Below are 15617 nucleotides of genomic sequence, written 5' to 3'. Positions count from 1 at the left end.
CACCGCGGGCGGGCGGGGCGGGGTTTGCGTGCGGGGGGGGGGCCGAGCGGGCCGGGGCCCGCTAACCGGCGTCGCCCGGCACACCTGGGGGTGTCGGCCGCGACGGTGCTCTTCCGATCGTTCGGTGGCTAGCCGGTGATCTGCTGGAAGATCTTGACGCCCACCAGGACCACGGCGATCAGCAGATAACCGCGCAGCGCGATCATGCCCGCCATGCGGCCCATCGAGAAGGCCGGCCGGTCCAGCGTGGCCAGCGCGGGGGTGCGCCAGGTGTCGCGGTCGGTTTCGCGAATCACCTTGCGCTCGGCCTTGGTGAGCGGCGTCGCGTCGAGCTCCTCGACCTGATCCGGGTCCAGGCCGCCCAGTTCGGCCGCGGTGCGTTCGGTCGCCTTGCGCCGGCCGCGCTGCCAGGCCAGCAGCATGGCCGCACCACCCAGCACACCGATCAGGGCGCCCACCCCGAAGCCGACCTCGAGGGTCAGGGTGGACAGGTTCGGGAAGAACGTGGCGGCGGTCAAGGCCAGCGACAACAGCACCAGCGACCACACGATGATCCCGGCGACGATGTTCTGCCGCACCGTATTCACCCACGGTCCGAGCACCGCCTTGTCATTGCACAGCAACACCAGGAACACCGTGGCCGAGGGCAGCAGCACGCCGGCGAGCGCCTGCACACCCTGGGTCAGCAGGCCCAGCACGTGATCGGGGCTGAACGCCACCGCGCCCGCGATGGCCAGCAGCGCCGCATAACCCGCGTAGAAAGCCGGGGCTTCACTGATCTTCCAGTGCAGCGAGTGCCGCTTGCCGAGGGTGTCGCCGAGCGCGTACGTGGTGGCCAGGCCGACCGCGTTCGCGCCGATGAGCGAGGCGTCCAGCAGCAGGATCGCGAACAGCGCGCCCACGGTCGGGCCCATGTGATCGTGCAGCGACTGCGCCACCGCACCCGCATCGGTGAAGTTGCCGATCGCGTCCGTGCCGGCCAGGCCGAAGGTGGCGGCGGCCATGATGGCGATCGCACCGATCATCACCACGACGATGCCGACCCACAGGTCGACGCGCTCGTACTTGATCCAGCGCGGGGTGATGCGCTTGTCGACGATATTGGACTGCTGGAAGAACAGCTGCCACGGCGCGACCGTGGTGCCCACGATGGAGACGATGAGCAGTAACAAGGTCGAGTTCAGGCCGCCCGGGAAGGACGGGAGGAAGCCGTGCGCGGTGTCCTTGACGCTCGGGTGCACCATGATGGCGAGCGGGAACATCACGATGTTGATGGCGATGAGCGCGAAAAGGAAACGCTCCCACCGGCGGAACGAACCACCGGCCACCACCGCGAACAGCAGCAGCGCCGCCAGCGGCACCGCGATCCACTTCGGCAGCCCGAAGTAGCCCAGAGCCATTGACACACCGATGAATTCGGTGACGATGGTCAGCGCGTTGACGATGAACAGATCACCGACGCTGAACGCGCCCCAGAACTTGCCGAAGCGATCGAAGATGAGCCGTGCGTGTCCCACTCCGGCGACCGCGCCGAGGCGGACCACCATCTCCTGGTTCACGTAGAGCACGGGGATGAGCAGCACGAGAGTCCAGACCAGGGCCATGCCGTAGTTCTGCCCGGCCTGGGCGTAGGTGGCGACGCCACCGGCGTCGTTATCGCCGACCATGACGATCAGGCCGGGGCCGATGATGGCGAGCAGCATGCGGAGTCGCTGCTTGCGCGAACGCCCTTCGGCGGAGTCGTGCATCTTGATGGTGCCCAGGGCGCCCACGATGTCGCCGACGTGCGCGCTGTCCATGACGGCGCCGGTCGGCTGGTGGGTGTCGGCTGGTGCGGTGACGGTAGCAGTGCGGCGGCCGGAGCCGTTCGCGAAGAAGGCCATGATCCTTCCCTCGCTTTCGATCAAAGGTACTTCGGCATGCGGAAGGTGCCGGCTGCCACCGGATTTCGGGCATACGTCAGTTACCCGGGCACACCTGAAGACACCTCGCAGCGGCGAATGGATCGCCGGGAAGGCCGAAAGTGATTGCGGGTCAGTCGTCTACCGATTCGCGGCAAGCCGGGAACGAAAGAACTCTGTAGTCCGGACTGGGATAAGGACTATCGCCGGAACTCATTTGTCGTCCCTCACCTCCTTGCCGTCGGGACGCACGCGGACGCCATGAACTGGTCGCGTCAGTCCTCACGGACGGCAAGAGGGAAACACGGCCGCGCCGAACGGCGAAGCCCCGCACCCCTCTCGTCAGAGCTTCGGCACTGCACGACGTATCCGGGGGCTCGCGGCCCGGGGAAGCCACTTAGGATCACCCCTTAATCCGGGGTGATCTGTCCTAACCCTGGGCGTCTCTCGACGTCGTCGGATCAGTGGCCTGTGTTCGTACAGGAGCCTCGCCTAGCGAGGTGCTGACTGGGCAATATTGGGCTCCGCCAACGAATATGTCAAATCAGCCCGGTCGGTTCTTCGGATCGCCTGAGCCCCAACGGGCTTCGTGACTTTGGAATTCGTTTACTTTTCGTTAACCGTCAGTATATGCAGATTTACGGCTCGAATATCAGGCATTGAAACCGATATTGCCCATTGTGTCTCCTACCACTTCAGGACAAACGTCCATTGCAGATGGCTATGAACAAACTTAAGGTTTGCTTGGAACTAGCTAATCCTGCGATAAATCCTGATACCGCAGGCTGAGATTGAGGGGAAATTGTGCTCGAGACCAAGCTTGCCGCGTTTGCCGCGCTCGCTTCGACGGTATCGGTGATCGCCGCCGGTGCCGCCCATGCCGACGTTAATGCACAGTCGGACAATGCAATTCACTACACGGCATCAGCCACGGGCGACGGCGCCCAAATCTCCACCGACATCGGCTCTCTGGCGGTCGAGAACGGCGCCTTCGAAATCAAGGCCCCCGATGGCCAGGTGGTTGCCGGAACCGAATTATCCTTCCGGGTGGACGATTTCGTCTTTCCCATCGCCGCCGCCATCCACGACAATTCCGCGACGCTGACCCCGCTGTTCGACGTGCGGCACGCGCTCTATCGCCCCGTGGACCTGCCTTTCCAGGACACCGCCCCGTGGAAGACCCCGTACGACCGTGAGCAGGCGGCCTGGAATCGCCTGAAGGACACCATCTCCACCGGCGCCGTCATCGGCACCGCGGTCGGCCTCATCGGCGGCGGAGTGGTCGGTTGCGCCCTCGGCGGCATCGCGGTCGGCAGCGGCGTCACCTTGGCCACCGGCATCATCGGCGGCCTCTTCACCTTCCTCCCCGGCGCCGTGGTGGGCTGCCTCGTCGGCGCGGCGGCCTTGGCCCCGCTCGGTGCCATCGCCGGCGCGATCCTGGTGACCGCCCCGGTAGCCATCGCGGCCGCGATCCAGTACTTCACCACCATCAACGCGCCCTTCAACCCGGCGCCGGCCAAGTAGACAAGGCGCCCCGCAGTCACGCGTAGGCTGGCCCGAGTGTTGACCCCGCCCCGGGATCTGCCCTCCGACCGCCTGCGCGCCGTGCTGTCCCGGCACTGGTCCATCCACGCCGAGACCCTCGAATACGTGCCGCTGGGCTTCGGCAGTCATCACTGGCGCGCCGACGACGGTGACCGCGAATGGTTCGTCACGGTCGACGAATTGGCCACACCCCGGCAGGCGTCCTTCGAACGATTGACTGCGGCCCTCGGCACGGCCCGCGCCCTGTTCACCGCCGGACTCGACTTCGTCGTGGCTCCCGAAATCGGCACGGACGGCGCCGTATCGGCCAGGGCCGGCACGCGATTCGCGGTGTCCTGCTTCCCCTACCTGGCCGGTGAACATTTCGATTGGGGCGAGTTCCGCGACGAGGGGCAGCGGCAGGCGGTCTTCGAGATGATCGTCGCGGTACACGGGGCCGCGGTGCCCGACTCCGTGCGGGCCGACGACTTCACGATCACCCACCGCGCGGAGATCGACGCCGCGCTCGCCGGCGAGGTCATCGACGCGGGCCCGTACGCCGCGCCGATGGCTGACCTGCTCACCCGCCGCGCCGAGGCGCTGCGCGGCGAGTTCGCCCGCTACGACGCGCTCGCCGCCGCCGCGCGCGCCACCCCGGCCCGCGCGGTCGTCACACACGGAGAACCGCACGCGGGCAATACCATCCGGTCCCCGGAGGGCTGGCGGCTGCTCGACTGGGACACCGCCCTCGTCGCCCCGCCCGAGCGTGACCTGTGGGATCTGGACCCCGGCGACGGCTCCCTTCTAACGGCCTACACACACGCCACCGGTGTGCGGCCGCGCCCGGAGCTGATCGAGTTGTACCGCCGCCGTTGGGATCTCACCGATGCCGCCGAATACGTGCACCGCTTCCGCCGCCCGCATACCGACTCCGCTGACGATGACCGGTCCTGGTCCAATCTGGTGGAGTTGATCGACGGTATGTCCTGATCCCGCTGGTCAATCGGGGAGCATGGGCACCGAAAGGCCCTCGCCCCGATGGAGGAGGGCCGCGCGCGTTACGGCGCCCGAGCCGAAACGGTCGCGCAGGGCATCCAGGGTCGAGTCGAGGGTGGACTCGGCGCGATGTTCCAGCGGGAGTGACAGTTGCATGGTGTCGGCATCGTCGAGGTTGGTGAGAGCGACGCCGATGAGGGTGAGGCCGCGCTCGTGGATGAGTGGGCGGGCGGTGGCCAGCAAGGTGCGGGCGGCGTCGAGGATCACCGCGCTGCGGTCGGTGGCCTCGGGCATGGTATGTGAGCGGGTGGCACGGCCGAAATCGTCGAATCGCATGCGCAGCACCACCGTTCGGCAGACCCGACGGGCGCGGCGGAGGCGGTGGCCGAGACGGTCCGCGAGGCCGTGCAGATACGCCTCGATCTCGTCATCCGTGCGATAGCGGCGGCCCAGGGCGCGTTGCGCGCCGATCGAACGGCGGCGGCGACCGGTTTCGACCCGCCGCGGATCGCGCGCCCAGGACAGGGCGTGCAGATGACGTCCGGCGGCCGGGCCCAGGGCCGCGGCCAGCGGTCCCGCACCGAGCTCCGCGAGCTGACCGACCTTGGTGATGCCGCGCTCGTGCAATTCGCGCGCCGTCACCTCGCCCACGCCCCAGAGTCGTTCCACCGGCAGCGGATGCAGGAACTCGAGTTCGCCGTCGGGCGGAACCTCCAGCAGCCCATCGGGTTTCGACACCGCGCTGGCCACCTTGGCCAGGAACTTGGTGCGCGCCACCCCGACCGAGATGGGCAACCCGACCTCCGTGCGCACCCGCGCCCGCAGGTCGCGCGCAATATCCATGGGCGACCCCGCGATTCGCCACAATCCGCTCACATCCAGGAACGCCTCGTCGATGGAGAGTCCCTCCACCTCCGGCGTGGTGTCCCGGAAGATCTCGAAGACGGCCTTGCTGGCCTGCGAGTACGCGGCCATACGCGGCGGCACCACGATGGCGTGCGGGCACAGGCGCAGCGCCTGCCGCGCGTTCATGGGTGTCCGCACCCCGAACGCCTTCGCCTCGTAGCTCGCGGCCAGCACCACGCCGCCGCCCACGATCACCGGCCGCCCGCGCAGGCGCGGATTGTCGCGCTGTTCCACGGACGCATAGAAGGAGTCCAGGTCGGCGTGCAGAATCGCCGCCCGCTCCGGGCGGCCCCGGCTGCCCGCATCCGAACCCGACACGAACATATGTTCGCATACTCATCGGTCGGTTGTGTGGGCTACCGCCGGAACACCACCCCCCGTTCACCGGCTCACGCGGCGTCCGGACGCTGCCCGCCCGAGGCAATGGCAAGAATGTCCTTATTGCCATCGGCCCAGGTCGCGGTCATGGTGAGACCGTTCACCTTCCACTCCCCGGCCACCCGCTCCAAGCCGACCCGGTAGGTGCCGCCCAGCGTCCAGCGGGGTGAACCGAACGGGTTCGCGAGGATGTGCACGGCCTGGAAGACGGCGGTCAACTCGGCGTGATCGCCGTCGACGGTGACGAGATGATTCCCGAGCAGGTGCTGTGTGGCATCGAAGGCGCCGATCAGCTGCTCCCAATCGGCGCGGATCTGCGCGGACGTCACCGTCGCCGGTTCGCCGCCCCAGATGCTGGAGTAGTCGAGAGTCACCTGCTCGGCGAAGGTGCCGGTGAAGGACTCCCAATCGCGAATGTCGATATACCAGAAGACGCGAGTGGCCGCTTCGATGATGTCGGCGCGGTCCTGAGCGGTGGTAGCGGTCATGATGATGCTCCTTCGAATTCTTGAATCAGTAAGTGCTGGAATCTCTCGTTCATGACTCAGAGCGTGCCGGGACCGCGCGGTCGTAAACAGTGCGCGCCGTGCCTCGTACCGCGAGGGCCACCCTGTGCCAGACTGACCGCGTGGCACGGCACGAGGATCTGGGTGAATTCCTGAAGTTCCGGCGCGCCCGTATCGATCCGCAAGGCACTGGATTACCCCCGTCCGGCCCGCGCCGGGTTGCGGGTTTGCGCCGCGCCGAACTCGCCCATCTCGCGGGCATCAGCGCCGAGTACTACCAGCGTCTCGAACAGGGCCGCGCCGCCAACCCCTCCGACGAAGTACTCGACGCGCTGGCACGGGTGCTGGAGCTGGCAACCGCAGAACGGGAACATCTCTACGCCCTGGCTCATCCGGGACGCCGCACCACCGAATTCGAGCCGCCCGAACCGCGTCCGCAGCTGCTGCGCATGCTCGGCCTGATCGACGCCGTCCCGGCGTTGCTGATCACCGATCTGTTCGACGTGCCGGCCGCGAATACGAAGGCGCACAACCTGTTCGGTGCGATGATCGAGAAGAACATGGCTCGCGCGCTGTTCCTGGATCCTGCGGCCCGCGTGTTCTATCGCGACTGGGACGAGATCGCCGCCATTACCGTGGCCCAGCTCCGCCGCAGCGCGGGCCGGTATCCCGATGACCCGGCCACCCTGGCGCTGATCGACGAACTATCCACCGCCTCCACGGATTTCACGCACTGCTGGGCCGCCGGCGATGTCGAGCACCGTGGCCACGGCAGCAAACTGCTGTGCCACCCCGACCACGGCGATCTCGATTTCGATTACGAGAACCTGGAACTCCCCGGCGACCCGCGTCAGCGCATCGTCACGTTCACGCCGCGGTCAGCTGCCGGGGAAGCCTGCCGGTAGCGGCGTGAACTCGGCCTTGAACTTCGGGCCGGGTGGCAGGCTGCGCAGCACCGCGCTGGTCCAGGCAACGGCCGGCAACCAGCCGGTGACGGCATTGGTGATGTGCTCGGGCAGCGGGACCGTGTAGAACCGCAGATCCGCGCCGCGCTCCCAGTAGGAGTCGATGGTGGGCAGCACCACCGACGGTGGGATCAGTTCGTCCCACATGCCGTGCCACCACAGCACCGGGGTGTCCGGGATGTGCTTGCCCAGACTGTTGTCCTCGAGCACCTTCATAATCTCCGGCGAGGATTCGAGCGATTTACCGGGCTGGTAATAGGCGCTGATGGGGCGGTATGCGCCCTCCAGGGCAATGGTTGCGTAGCAACGACTCTCGAAATCGTGCAGCAGCCCCTGACCCTCCTCGGTCAGCAGATCCTCCGGTTTGAACACATCCGGATATTCGCGGGCGAAACTGGCGAATCCGAGCCACATGGTGAAGTTGCTGGTTCCGGTGAGCCCGGGCTCCTGCTTGGTCGCGTATTCGGCCTCGGCGACCAGGCTTCCGGGCGTACCGCCGATAGTCGTGCCCAGCAGCCGCACATCCGGTGCATAACTCTCCCGCAATTCCGCCGCGCGAATCGAACCGGAACCGCCACCGGAATAGCCGTAGAGCGCGATACCGGAATCGGTCAGCCCGAGGCCCGGATCATTCTTCATGGCGCGCAGGCTGTCCAGCACCATCTTGCCTTCGGCATAGGTGTTGAAGGTATTGAACTTACCGTCGAAGTCGGGCACGTTGATCGCGAATCCCTGTGCCAGCCAATAGATCGCGAGCGCGGACTCCTTCATCGTCCCCACCTGCAGCGTATGCGAAGGATTGCAGGCCGAGTTGGTGGAATCGATGGCCTCCTGGAAGGAGACGACCGGGCGCGCGCTGCCCGTCCACGGAATGCCCGGGACGATCACGGTGGTCGCGGTGACGATCGGATTGTCGTGCACGTCATTGGAACGGAACAACAGTTGCTTGGTGTACACGGGGAACGGCAATCCGAGCAGGCGCGTCTGCACCTCGCGGCTGCGCACGATCTGGCCCGGCTGATAATCCGCGAGATTCGCCGGATCGTCGTACCACGGGTCCTGATCCGGAACGGGAATCGGCAGCATGCCGTAGAGCTGCGGTTCCGACGGAAGTTGCGGCATCTGATTCTGATCCGGCGGGAAACTCGGCGGATAGGCCGGCTGTGCCGACACCGCCCCCGCTCCGGCCGCCATGAGGCAAGCCGACATCGTCAAGACCGTGAGCCGGTGTAGCCGAGGCTTACTCACCTGTTCCTCCAGTGCGTCATTGCATTCGAATCGCCGAGTTCACACGCGCCCTCCGGCATGATCCAGCTCACAGCACGGACAGTTCCGGCGCAATTGACGGAATCCTGAGCCTGCGTGCCTGGATTTGTGCACATGCACGAGTGTCTGGGTCAGGCGTGGAAGGCTGCGGCGGTCAACCGGCGGGCCACCCGGGCCGCCATGAGCGTGGAGATCCCCGCCGGCTGCAATGGATCGTGCCCCGTCAGCTCCCGGATCCGCCGCAGCCGATAGGTGACGGTATTGCGGTGGATGTGCAGGGCCCGCGCCACCGCATTGTGGTTGAACTGGTTCTCGACGAAGGTGTCCAGGGTTTCCGCCAGCATCGGCTGCTCGCGCAGCGGATCGAGCAGCGCGCCGAGCGACTGCCGCGCGGGATCCGCTGTGGCAATGGCATATTCGAACATCATGTCCGGCCGGCGGCACACCACGGCGGGCAACTGCAGACACCGCGCCACCTCGGCCAGCACCCGGACTTCGGCATACGCCGCCGGGATCGCGCCGTGCTCCGGGGCCGCCGCCAGACCGATCCAGAACTGCGGATGCGGCAGCGAATCATCGATCCCCAGCACGTCTTTCAAGCGGCCCGCCGGATCCGAGTCGGCCTCCGCACCCATCGGAACCAGCGCCGCCCAGCCGCCGCTGTCGCGATGCAGCAGAGCACCCGGCACGGCTGCAATCCGGCCGCGTAACGCGGTCAGGGTGCCCGGCGCCGGCTCCCCGAGCCGTACCGCGGCGATCAGGAACGCGGCCGGGATCGGATGCTCGGGATCGTGCGCCCAATCGCTCGGATCGCGGCCGTTGAGCAGGGCATCGGCGATCTCCCGCTGCCGCTCCAGCGAATCCCAGCCGGGATGCCGGACATCGCCGGCCACCGCGATCGCGATCCGCGCCATGATCAGGCTCAGATACTCCGTCAGACGCAGCCCGAGCTTCGGGACCAGGCTGTAATCCTCCCATTCGAGCAGCGGCAGCAACTGCGCCCAGAAGAATCCCGCACCCACCCGATAGTTGGTCAGCACCTCGGTCAGCGGCATACCATCCCGCACCAACCCCACGACCCGATCCACCAGCGGTCGCGTCGCCTCCTCCGCGGGCTCGGCCCCCTCCGCGAGATATCGGAAGAACAGCTCGATATTCAACTGCGCACTGGGCACGAAATCCGCGTCCTGCATCGAATGCGGCAGCGCGTCGAAAGGCGTCCCGCCCGAACCCAGTTCGCGCACCAATTCCGTCGCCTCGCGCGCCAATCGCTCCAGCGGCGCATCCGCCCCGGCCGCCATTCGGTCATTCCCCGCCGCCTCGGCCAGCTCGATACGCTGCACGGAACTCTCCCACTTCAGGTCGCCGCCGGTTCGCGGGCCCGCGGTCATCACGTTTATACGCCGCCACCCACCCACTCCATGCCGAATCAGCGTGCGAGCACTCCACCGAAGACCCGCTCACCGCGCCGGAAAATGCCGGCCCGGTCGTAATCGAATTGCGCGTCGCCGAAATGGCAACCCTGGGAAGGGAACTCGCAGTCCGATCGAAAGATCGGTTCATCGTCCTGAAAGACGCGGCTGCCCACCGCATCAGGAACAGCGCGTCCACACCCTGCGTGAAGGGGCAGGCCGCCACCAACCGAGCCTGCCCCCGCCTCCGGCCCGGTCGTTACCTCAGAGCTGTTGCCAGAGCGCAGGCGTCTGCGGCGGAGTCCAGTCGGGCGCGTACGCGGTATGAGCCTGAATGCACTGGTACTCGAGTCCGCCGTAGCTCACGACATCCCCGACGTTGTAACTCGCACCCTGCTGCCACACCCCAGCCCCCGGCCATCCCCAATCGATCGCGGTGGCGTTGTGCTCGGCGGCCGGCACGGTCACCGGCACCACAGCGGAAGCGTCAGCGGCAGGCGCGCCCATCGCCAGCGCCGCCGCGATTCCCGCAACCCCGAGCCCCCATCGAACGTGGCCGATCATCATCTTCCGTACTCCCAACGATCCACAATCTCCAGCCACCAACGTAGTGGATCGCGGGCCGGGAGCGAATCTGTTGTCGAGCAACATATTCGCGGTAGGCTCATTGACACATCGTGATCATCGCTTGGGGGTTGGCCATGGCAACCAGACACGCTGTCACCGTATTGTCCGTGCTGCCCATCGCTTTCGTGGCCGGCCATCCGAGCGCTGCCGTCGCCGCGCCACCGGACCCCGTTCTCACTGGTGAAAGCCAGCCGCTCGCACCACCGGCCGATCCGCACGCCCTGCGTGCGGGGACGAACACCGTCGAGCTACCCGACTGGGTGGATCCGGCCATGCGCGACCAGGCCCAGGCGGCTCTAGACGGAGCCGAGGGCCAGATCGCCACCACCTACGACGGTCTCGGTATCCCGCGCGACGACGGCACCCGCCGCATCGCGTCCACTGTTATCGGCGGCGGGCTGGGCGCACTCGCCGGTGTTGCTGTGAGTGGAGCGTTCGCGCTCGAAGGCTGCGCGAAGGGCATTGCGGCCGGGGCTGTTATCGGCGCCATCGCCGCTGGGGCGCCGACGGCAGGCGCCGCGGCGATACCGGGCGCGGCAGCAGGCGGAGCGATCGGATGCCTGGTCGGCGGTGCCATCGAGGGCGCGGTCGTGGGCGTCCTCGGTGCCGCGGTCGGTGCGGGAATCGGCGCCACCATCGGCAATGGACTCGGCGCCGGCTCCCCACCGCCACCGCCTGAACAGCCGGTCTCGGCCCCCAACCCCGAACCCGTGCAGGCGAACCCGCCCGCCGCGCCGGTCGTCCGAGCGGTATCGAAAACCGCGGACTCCCTCGCGGCTCTCGGCCCGGACGCCGGTGCCGCGGTCAGTTCATTGCGCGGAGCGATCAAGGCCATGCCCCCGGTCGACCCGTCCACCTTCGGTCCCTTGGCCGCCCCCATCAACGACCTGCTCAGCACCGTGCAGCCCGGCCTCTGATCCTCACGGTCGCGGTGCGCCACAGGTCGATCCCGCGGGCGATTCACCGTGCGCCGGACCGAGTTACACGCGTCCGTCAGCGGGCCAGCGGACTGTAGAACACCAGCCCATTCCCCTTGTTGTCGTAAACCACGGCCCGCCGCTCGTGTGCATCGTCGTACGGCCCCTTCACGATTCCGCCACCACTGGCCTCGATCGCCTTCGCCGCGCCATCGACATAGGAGCTGTTGCGGGCCGGTCCACCGGCTCGCACTCGGCGTCAACCGATCGGCAGCGCAGTCAGAATCGGGTCGTAGGCCCAATCCAGCATGCGTTCGGCATCGTCCCGCGCGGCGCCGCCGCTCCAGGCCGCACTGTGCAGCACCACCCCGATCATCGGAATCCCGGCCCGAACCGCCTCGAACAACAGGCAGGCGCCCGCGGCATCGGTGGATCCGGTCTTGATTCCGATAGTGCCCGGATAGCTGCGCAGCAGCTGGTTCGTGGTCTGCCACACGTGATCTCGATTCGCGGGCCCGGCCGCCAGATGATGGCTCTGCGACCCGGCAACCTCACGGAACACCGGCTGGACCATCGCGCGCAGACCGAGGGCAATCAGATCCGCGGGTGTGGAATACGTGGCGCCGTCGGTCGGGACGGGCAGCCCGCTGGGATCCGCGAAATACGTTGCCCCCAAGCCCATCTGAGCCGCGGTGTCATTCATCTTGGCCAGGAAGCCGTCCTGTCCGGGCCCGTAGGCCTCCGCGAGGGTATAGGCGGCGTCACAGCCCGACGGCAGCAGCAGCCCGTAGAGCAGCTCTCGCGTGGTCAACACCTCGCCGGCGGCCAAGCCCGCCGTACTCCCGCCGAGCCTGACGCAGTAGGCGATGCTCTCCGGCGGCACTGTGATCGCCCGATCGAGATCGCCCGCGTTGATCGCAACCAACGCCGTCATCACCTTCGCAATACTCGCGATCGGCACCGGCGTATTCAACTCCCGCGACCACAGAATCGACCCCGTGATCCCATCCGCCAGCGCCGCCCCCGGCGCCTGCACCCCCTCGGGTTCGGAACTCTGCCAAGGCAAGAGACCTTCCCGGGACACCTGAACAACAGGGGCGCTCGCGGCGGGCGCCGCCGCGCCCCCCTGACTGACCGCCACGACCAACGCCCCCGCCACGGCAGCCTGCAACAATCGGGCAAATGTCAGCATGCCGACATTCTGCCTTTCACCCCTACCTACCAGCGGGATTGATCGCCGGAATCAGTTTCCCGCACGCATGCGCGGCGTGGCGAACACTGCGGCCGCTGACGCAGAAGGTCTGGAGGGGCGGGAGCGGCCGAACATGCGTCGCACCGCCACCGGATTCGTCGGCCCCCCGATGGATTCGAGTTCGGGTCCGGTCAGGATCAGGTTCCAGCCCGTCTCGAGTAAGCAGGTCATCAAGACTCAGCCGAGCTTCTTGACGGCGTCATATGCATGCTAAGTATGATCTTGGTCTTGACACGGTCGGTGAGTGCAGGATGGGTTCTTTGGATCGCTTCCTGTGTTCACCCGGGGTTTCGAAGGGGGATTCACGGCATGGGGCGGGGGCTTGACTGGCTATATGACTATGGAGATGACGATCAAGACGACGTGGTTGCGACCGCTGATGTAGAACCACCAACGACGATCGGAGCTCGACTTCCGGATGTCGTTGTTGTTCCCGCGCACCCGCGTCCAGAGGGCCCGGGATTCGCGATCGAGCTCAGTGCTGAAGTGTCAGGGGAACCGGTGGCTATCGTCTTCTCGACTGTTGAGCGGCTGGTTGAACGCCTGGGCGGCTACCAACCGTGGGTTCAGATTCGGTCTGAAACCTTGCCGAGATTGCTTGGCACCACCGCTATTTCGATCGTTCTCGACCCTCTGGCAAAAACATGTCGCGCACAATGGACCGGGGAGCGGTTCTACAACATAGAGCTCTTCCAGCAGGGTATGGAAGCATCCGAGCCCGTTCGTGGGGACATTCGCGCATGAGCGGGTTCGAGGTCGTACTCGATGATTTGAAGTCGATGGCCAAGTCCTTTGCTGACGAAGCCACCACGTACGAAGGTCTAGTGCCGGGTTTCCTTCCGGCAGCGGTGGATTCCGGTGATGCCGTATTGAATGAAGCGATAAAGGGTGGGCTCGAGCTGCTGGCGATCCTCAATCACCAGATGGTCCGAGCCGTCCAGATTCACGCGGACAAGCTCGCCTATGCGCGGGATTCCTACGAGCGCCACGACATCGATAACCGGAAACTGTTCGATGACTTGACCAAGGATTTGCCCTGACCGGGGGTGAAAGGGGTGCTGGGTGAGCTGGATCGGTGGCGATCTCGCCGGTCTGCAGGCTATGGGTGCAGCCATGAAGACCGCACCGGCTTCGACCGACGCTGTGGTGAAGGCTCTGAGCGCCGGTGTCGATAAGGTGACCAGTGACGCTGGCTGGACAGGTGGTGCGGCCGACTCGTTCCGTAAGGCGTGGACCGAGACCTCGTTACAGGTCGGGGCGTTGGCTACAGTGCACAGCAACGCCGGGAAAGTCCTCGCCGATCTAGGCGACAATCTGCAGAAGATCGAAGCCGACCTCGTCAATACTGCTCATGAGGCCAGCCAGAAGGGCGCGCAGATCGGAGCCGACGGCAAGCCTGGGACGCTTGTCATCACTGGAGACCCGGATACTCAGGCCGCCAAGGATGCTCGCCAGGCTCAGACCGATTACACCAATACCTACAACGCTGCAATAAAGCTGGCACATGGCTTTCGATTGCAAGCGGCCAAGGACTTCACCGGCGCTATCAATTTGGTCAGGCCTACTGGCAATGAAAGCGATTTCAGCTGGGACAAACGCGTCACCCTGGCGGATTATCTCCGTGGACTATATGTGGTACCCAACGAAAATAACTCCGCATGGGCAAACAAGCTGCAGGATGCGATCAAAGACGCGGACGCCAATCTTGACCGGGCCAACCAGGATTACATCAAGGCACACGACGAGTACTTGACCGAAGGCGGGAACGGACCGTTCGACGACCCCACCGTTCGCGCTCAATCCGCAGCCAGGAATGATCTCGCTCTGCTCGAATCCAAACTCAAGGCAACCGAGGCTGGGCCTGGGCAAGCACTGCTTTCCGACGTGCTGAATGTGAAGATCAAGGATGTGGCGAAGGTGATTCCCGGACTGGACCTCATCAAGACTCCTGAGGGTCTGGACTTCCTCAAAGATATCCCTGTCGTGGATGTGCTGGCGTCCGGCGTGGTCTCGGAGATCCAGTCCCAAGATGATATTCAGAAGGGGCAGAACCCAAATTCTGCGCGCGCTTACGACTACGGTGCCGGGGCTTTGGGGCTCGCCGCTGGTGCCGCCGCGGTGGCTCTGATCCCCGAGGCCGCACCCGTGGCCGCAATTGCAGTGGGGGCTGGCGCAGTCGTCGTAGCCGTCGGCGACGTTTTCTACGAGGGATTCCACGAACACTGGGCCGAGGACATCCACGATCGAGGAGTGGTGAGCGGTATTACACACGGCCTGGGCGGTACATTCTCGAACACCGGTCACGACATGGCTGATCTCGGAGACAGCGCCTGGAACGCAACGAAGAAAGCGACAACCAGCTTGTGGCACAAGGCATTCGGATGAAAATGAACGATCAGGAATGGGACAGGCCGCGAGTCGACTCGATCAAGGGACTCGGGACTTCCTGGTACCGCCGCGGCGGGAGCTACTGGACTAAGCGAACCTTCGCCACGATCCTCTACGCGATCATCCTGTGTGTAGGCGTTCTCCTCGTGGGAACCATCATCATCAATATCAACCACAGCGTGAACACGCTCGGCCGGGTCGTCCTGTGGACTGTGGTCGTTTCGGTGGTCCTGGTCAGCCATTATTACGGCTTCCGTGACATGAACCCGCAGCGTAAGACGGTCCCTTCATCAACTGGAAGGACTGGTGCAGCAGGGGCCGGTATGGGGACAGGGGTTGCCGCACTCGGAGGCTCGGGACTAGCTGGTGGTCTGCTCGCAATCGGACTGTTCGTTGGCGTCGGCTGGTTTACAGCGATGTTCGTCTACTCGCTGACCCGCTACACCTCGTCTACTGAGGTCCAAGCCGTGCAGGCTATGCGCGAATGGTACTTACAGCGCCCCGAGATCCCCGACAGCCAACGGCCCCGCCAATTTCGTCACGCAACTCTTGATGCTATCGGCAGATAATATCTGTATT

The 15617-nt window shown here is 65.7% G+C and carries 15 protein-coding genes, 1 pseudogene and 1 riboswitch; of the genes and pseudogenes, 8 read left to right on the top strand and 8 right to left on the bottom strand.

Going from position 1 to position 15617, the window contains the following annotated elements; all coding sequences use genetic code 11:
* Positions 1 to 128: 128 nt before the first annotated feature.
* On the bottom strand, positions 129 to 1883 hold the full coding sequence (locus tag ACIP5Y_RS06405; protein WP_400348102.1) for an NRAMP family divalent metal transporter: 1755 nt from the start codon (positions 1881 to 1883) through the stop codon (positions 129 to 131).
* Positions 1884 to 2228: 345 nt separating this feature from the next.
* Positions 2229 to 2408, bottom strand: a riboswitch (M-box (ykoK) riboswitch).
* A 297-nt stretch (positions 2409 to 2705) separates the two neighbouring features.
* Here ACIP5Y_RS06405 and ACIP5Y_RS06400 point away from each other — a divergent pair.
* A complete protein-coding gene (locus tag ACIP5Y_RS06400; protein ID WP_400348100.1) occupies positions 2706 to 3425 on the top strand; it encodes a hypothetical protein in 720 nt (239 codons plus the stop codon).
* A gap of 36 nt (positions 3426 to 3461) precedes the next feature.
* Positions 3462 to 4415 carry a phosphotransferase family protein gene (locus ACIP5Y_RS06395; RefSeq protein WP_400348098.1) on the top strand — a complete coding sequence of 318 codons (954 nt, stop codon included), beginning with the start codon at positions 3462 to 3464 and terminating at the stop codon, positions 4413 to 4415.
* A 9-nt stretch (positions 4416 to 4424) separates the two neighbouring features.
* On the opposite strand, the gene dinB is transcribed toward ACIP5Y_RS06395, so the two are convergent.
* A complete protein-coding gene (dinB, locus tag ACIP5Y_RS06390) occupies positions 4425 to 5651 on the bottom strand; it encodes a DNA polymerase IV (RefSeq protein ID WP_400348096.1) in 1227 nt (408 codons plus the stop codon).
* Between the two features lie 65 nt (positions 5652 to 5716).
* On the bottom strand, positions 5717 to 6193 hold the full coding sequence (locus ACIP5Y_RS06385; protein WP_400348094.1) for a nuclear transport factor 2 family protein: 477 nt from the start codon (positions 6191 to 6193) through the stop codon (positions 5717 to 5719).
* Positions 6194 to 6333: 140 nt separating this feature from the next.
* On the opposite strand from ACIP5Y_RS06385, the gene ACIP5Y_RS06380 reads away from it, so the two are divergent.
* Complete coding sequence (locus tag ACIP5Y_RS06380) at positions 6334 to 7116, top strand: helix-turn-helix transcriptional regulator (RefSeq protein WP_400348092.1); 783 nt, start codon at positions 6334 to 6336, stop codon at positions 7114 to 7116.
* On the opposite strand, the gene ACIP5Y_RS06375 is transcribed toward ACIP5Y_RS06380, so the two are convergent.
* The 3 genes from ACIP5Y_RS06375 to ACIP5Y_RS06365 all read right to left on the bottom strand — a co-directional run bounded on the left by ACIP5Y_RS06375 (position 7090) and on the right by ACIP5Y_RS06365 (position 10421).
* On the bottom strand, positions 7090 to 8385 hold the full coding sequence (locus ACIP5Y_RS06375; protein WP_400348090.1) for a lipase family protein: 1296 nt from the start codon (positions 8383 to 8385) through the stop codon (positions 7090 to 7092). The two genes, ACIP5Y_RS06380 and ACIP5Y_RS06375, sit on opposite strands and share 27 nt — an antisense overlap.
* 188 nt (positions 8386 to 8573) lie before the next feature.
* Positions 8574 to 9785, bottom strand: a complete 1212-nt coding sequence (locus ACIP5Y_RS06370) for a PucR family transcriptional regulator (protein WP_400348088.1) — start codon at positions 9783 to 9785, stop codon at positions 8574 to 8576.
* Between the two features lie 333 nt (positions 9786 to 10118).
* On the bottom strand, positions 10119 to 10421 hold the full coding sequence (locus ACIP5Y_RS06365; RefSeq protein WP_400348087.1) for a carbohydrate-binding protein: 303 nt from the start codon (positions 10419 to 10421) through the stop codon (positions 10119 to 10121).
* 134 nt (positions 10422 to 10555) lie between these two features.
* Here ACIP5Y_RS06365 and ACIP5Y_RS06360 point away from each other — a divergent pair, with 134 nt between their 5' ends.
* Positions 10556 to 11398, top strand: coding sequence for a hypothetical protein (locus ACIP5Y_RS06360; protein ID WP_400348086.1), 843 nt, complete (start codon positions 10556 to 10558; stop codon positions 11396 to 11398).
* 76 nt (positions 11399 to 11474) lie between these two features.
* Here the strand turns inward: ACIP5Y_RS06360 and ACIP5Y_RS06355 are convergent.
* A pseudogene (locus ACIP5Y_RS06355) lies at positions 11475 to 11615 on the bottom strand (VOC family protein); the annotation flags it as partial.
* Between the two features lie 42 nt (positions 11616 to 11657).
* Entirely contained in the window at positions 11658 to 12590 is a 933-nt protein-coding gene (locus ACIP5Y_RS06350; RefSeq protein ID WP_400348084.1) for a D-alanyl-D-alanine carboxypeptidase family protein, read from the bottom strand.
* Positions 12591 to 12959: 369 nt separating this feature from the next.
* On the opposite strand from ACIP5Y_RS06350, the gene ACIP5Y_RS06345 reads away from it, so the two are divergent.
* Genes ACIP5Y_RS06345 through ACIP5Y_RS06330 form a run of 4 tightly spaced genes read left to right on the top strand, consistent with a single transcriptional unit; the run spans position 12960 to position 15607 of the window.
* Positions 12960 to 13394, top strand: coding sequence for an SAV_915 family protein (locus tag ACIP5Y_RS06345; protein ID WP_400348083.1), 435 nt, complete (start codon positions 12960 to 12962; stop codon positions 13392 to 13394).
* The gene (locus tag ACIP5Y_RS06340) at positions 13391 to 13690 is read left to right on the top strand and encodes a DUF6317 family protein (protein WP_400348082.1); all 300 of its coding nucleotides are present in this window, start codon (positions 13391 to 13393) and stop codon (positions 13688 to 13690) included. Before ACIP5Y_RS06345 ends, ACIP5Y_RS06340 begins: the two co-directional genes overlap by 4 nt.
* A gap of 22 nt (positions 13691 to 13712) precedes the next feature.
* Positions 13713 to 15035: a WXG100 family type VII secretion target gene (locus ACIP5Y_RS06335; RefSeq protein ID WP_400348080.1), complete on the top strand. Its 1323-nt coding sequence runs from the start codon at positions 13713 to 13715 to the stop codon at positions 15033 to 15035.
* Complete coding sequence (locus ACIP5Y_RS06330; RefSeq protein ID WP_400348078.1) at positions 15032 to 15607, top strand: hypothetical protein; 576 nt, start codon at positions 15032 to 15034, stop codon at positions 15605 to 15607. Before ACIP5Y_RS06335 ends, ACIP5Y_RS06330 begins: the two co-directional genes overlap by 4 nt.
* The last annotated feature ends 10 nt before the right edge of the window (positions 15608 to 15617 follow it).

The organism is Nocardia sp. NPDC088792, from assembly GCF_044750615.1.
Taxonomy (GTDB): Bacteria; Actinomycetota; Actinomycetes; order Mycobacteriales; family Mycobacteriaceae; genus Nocardia.
This window is presented reverse-complemented; position numbering and strand designations above follow the sequence as displayed.

What these genes read in the sequence shown, in the direction of transcription:
- ACIP5Y_RS06405 (WP_400348102.1), bottom strand. Translation starts at nt 1,883, where the DNA reads ATGGCCTTCTTCGCGAACGGCTCCGGCCGCCGCACTGCTACCGTCACC.
- dinB (WP_400348096.1), bottom strand. Translation starts at nt 5,651, where the DNA reads ATGTTCGTGTCGGGTTCGGATGCGGGCAGCCGGGGCCGCCCGGAGCGG.
- ACIP5Y_RS06385 (WP_400348094.1), bottom strand. Translation starts at nt 6,193, where the DNA reads ATGACCGCTACCACCGCTCAGGACCGCGCCGACATCATCGAAGCGGCC.
- ACIP5Y_RS06375 (WP_400348090.1), bottom strand. Translation starts at nt 8,385, where the DNA reads ATGTCGGCTTGCCTCATGGCGGCCGGAGCGGGGGCGGTGTCGGCACAG.
- ACIP5Y_RS06365 (WP_400348087.1), bottom strand. Translation starts at nt 10,421, where the DNA reads ATGATGATCGGCCACGTTCGATGGGGGCTCGGGGTTGCGGGAATCGCG.
- ACIP5Y_RS06360 (WP_400348086.1), top strand. Translation starts at nt 10,556, where the DNA reads ATGGCAACCAGACACGCTGTCACCGTATTGTCCGTGCTGCCCATCGCT.
- ACIP5Y_RS06350 (WP_400348084.1), bottom strand. Translation starts at nt 12,590, where the DNA reads ATGCTGACATTTGCCCGATTGTTGCAGGCTGCCGTGGCGGGGGCGTTG.
- ACIP5Y_RS06345 (WP_400348083.1), top strand. Translation starts at nt 12,960, where the DNA reads ATGGGGCGGGGGCTTGACTGGCTATATGACTATGGAGATGACGATCAA.
- ACIP5Y_RS06340 (WP_400348082.1), top strand. Translation starts at nt 13,391, where the DNA reads ATGAGCGGGTTCGAGGTCGTACTCGATGATTTGAAGTCGATGGCCAAG.
- ACIP5Y_RS06330 (WP_400348078.1), top strand. Translation starts at nt 15,032, where the DNA reads ATGAAAATGAACGATCAGGAATGGGACAGGCCGCGAGTCGACTCGATC.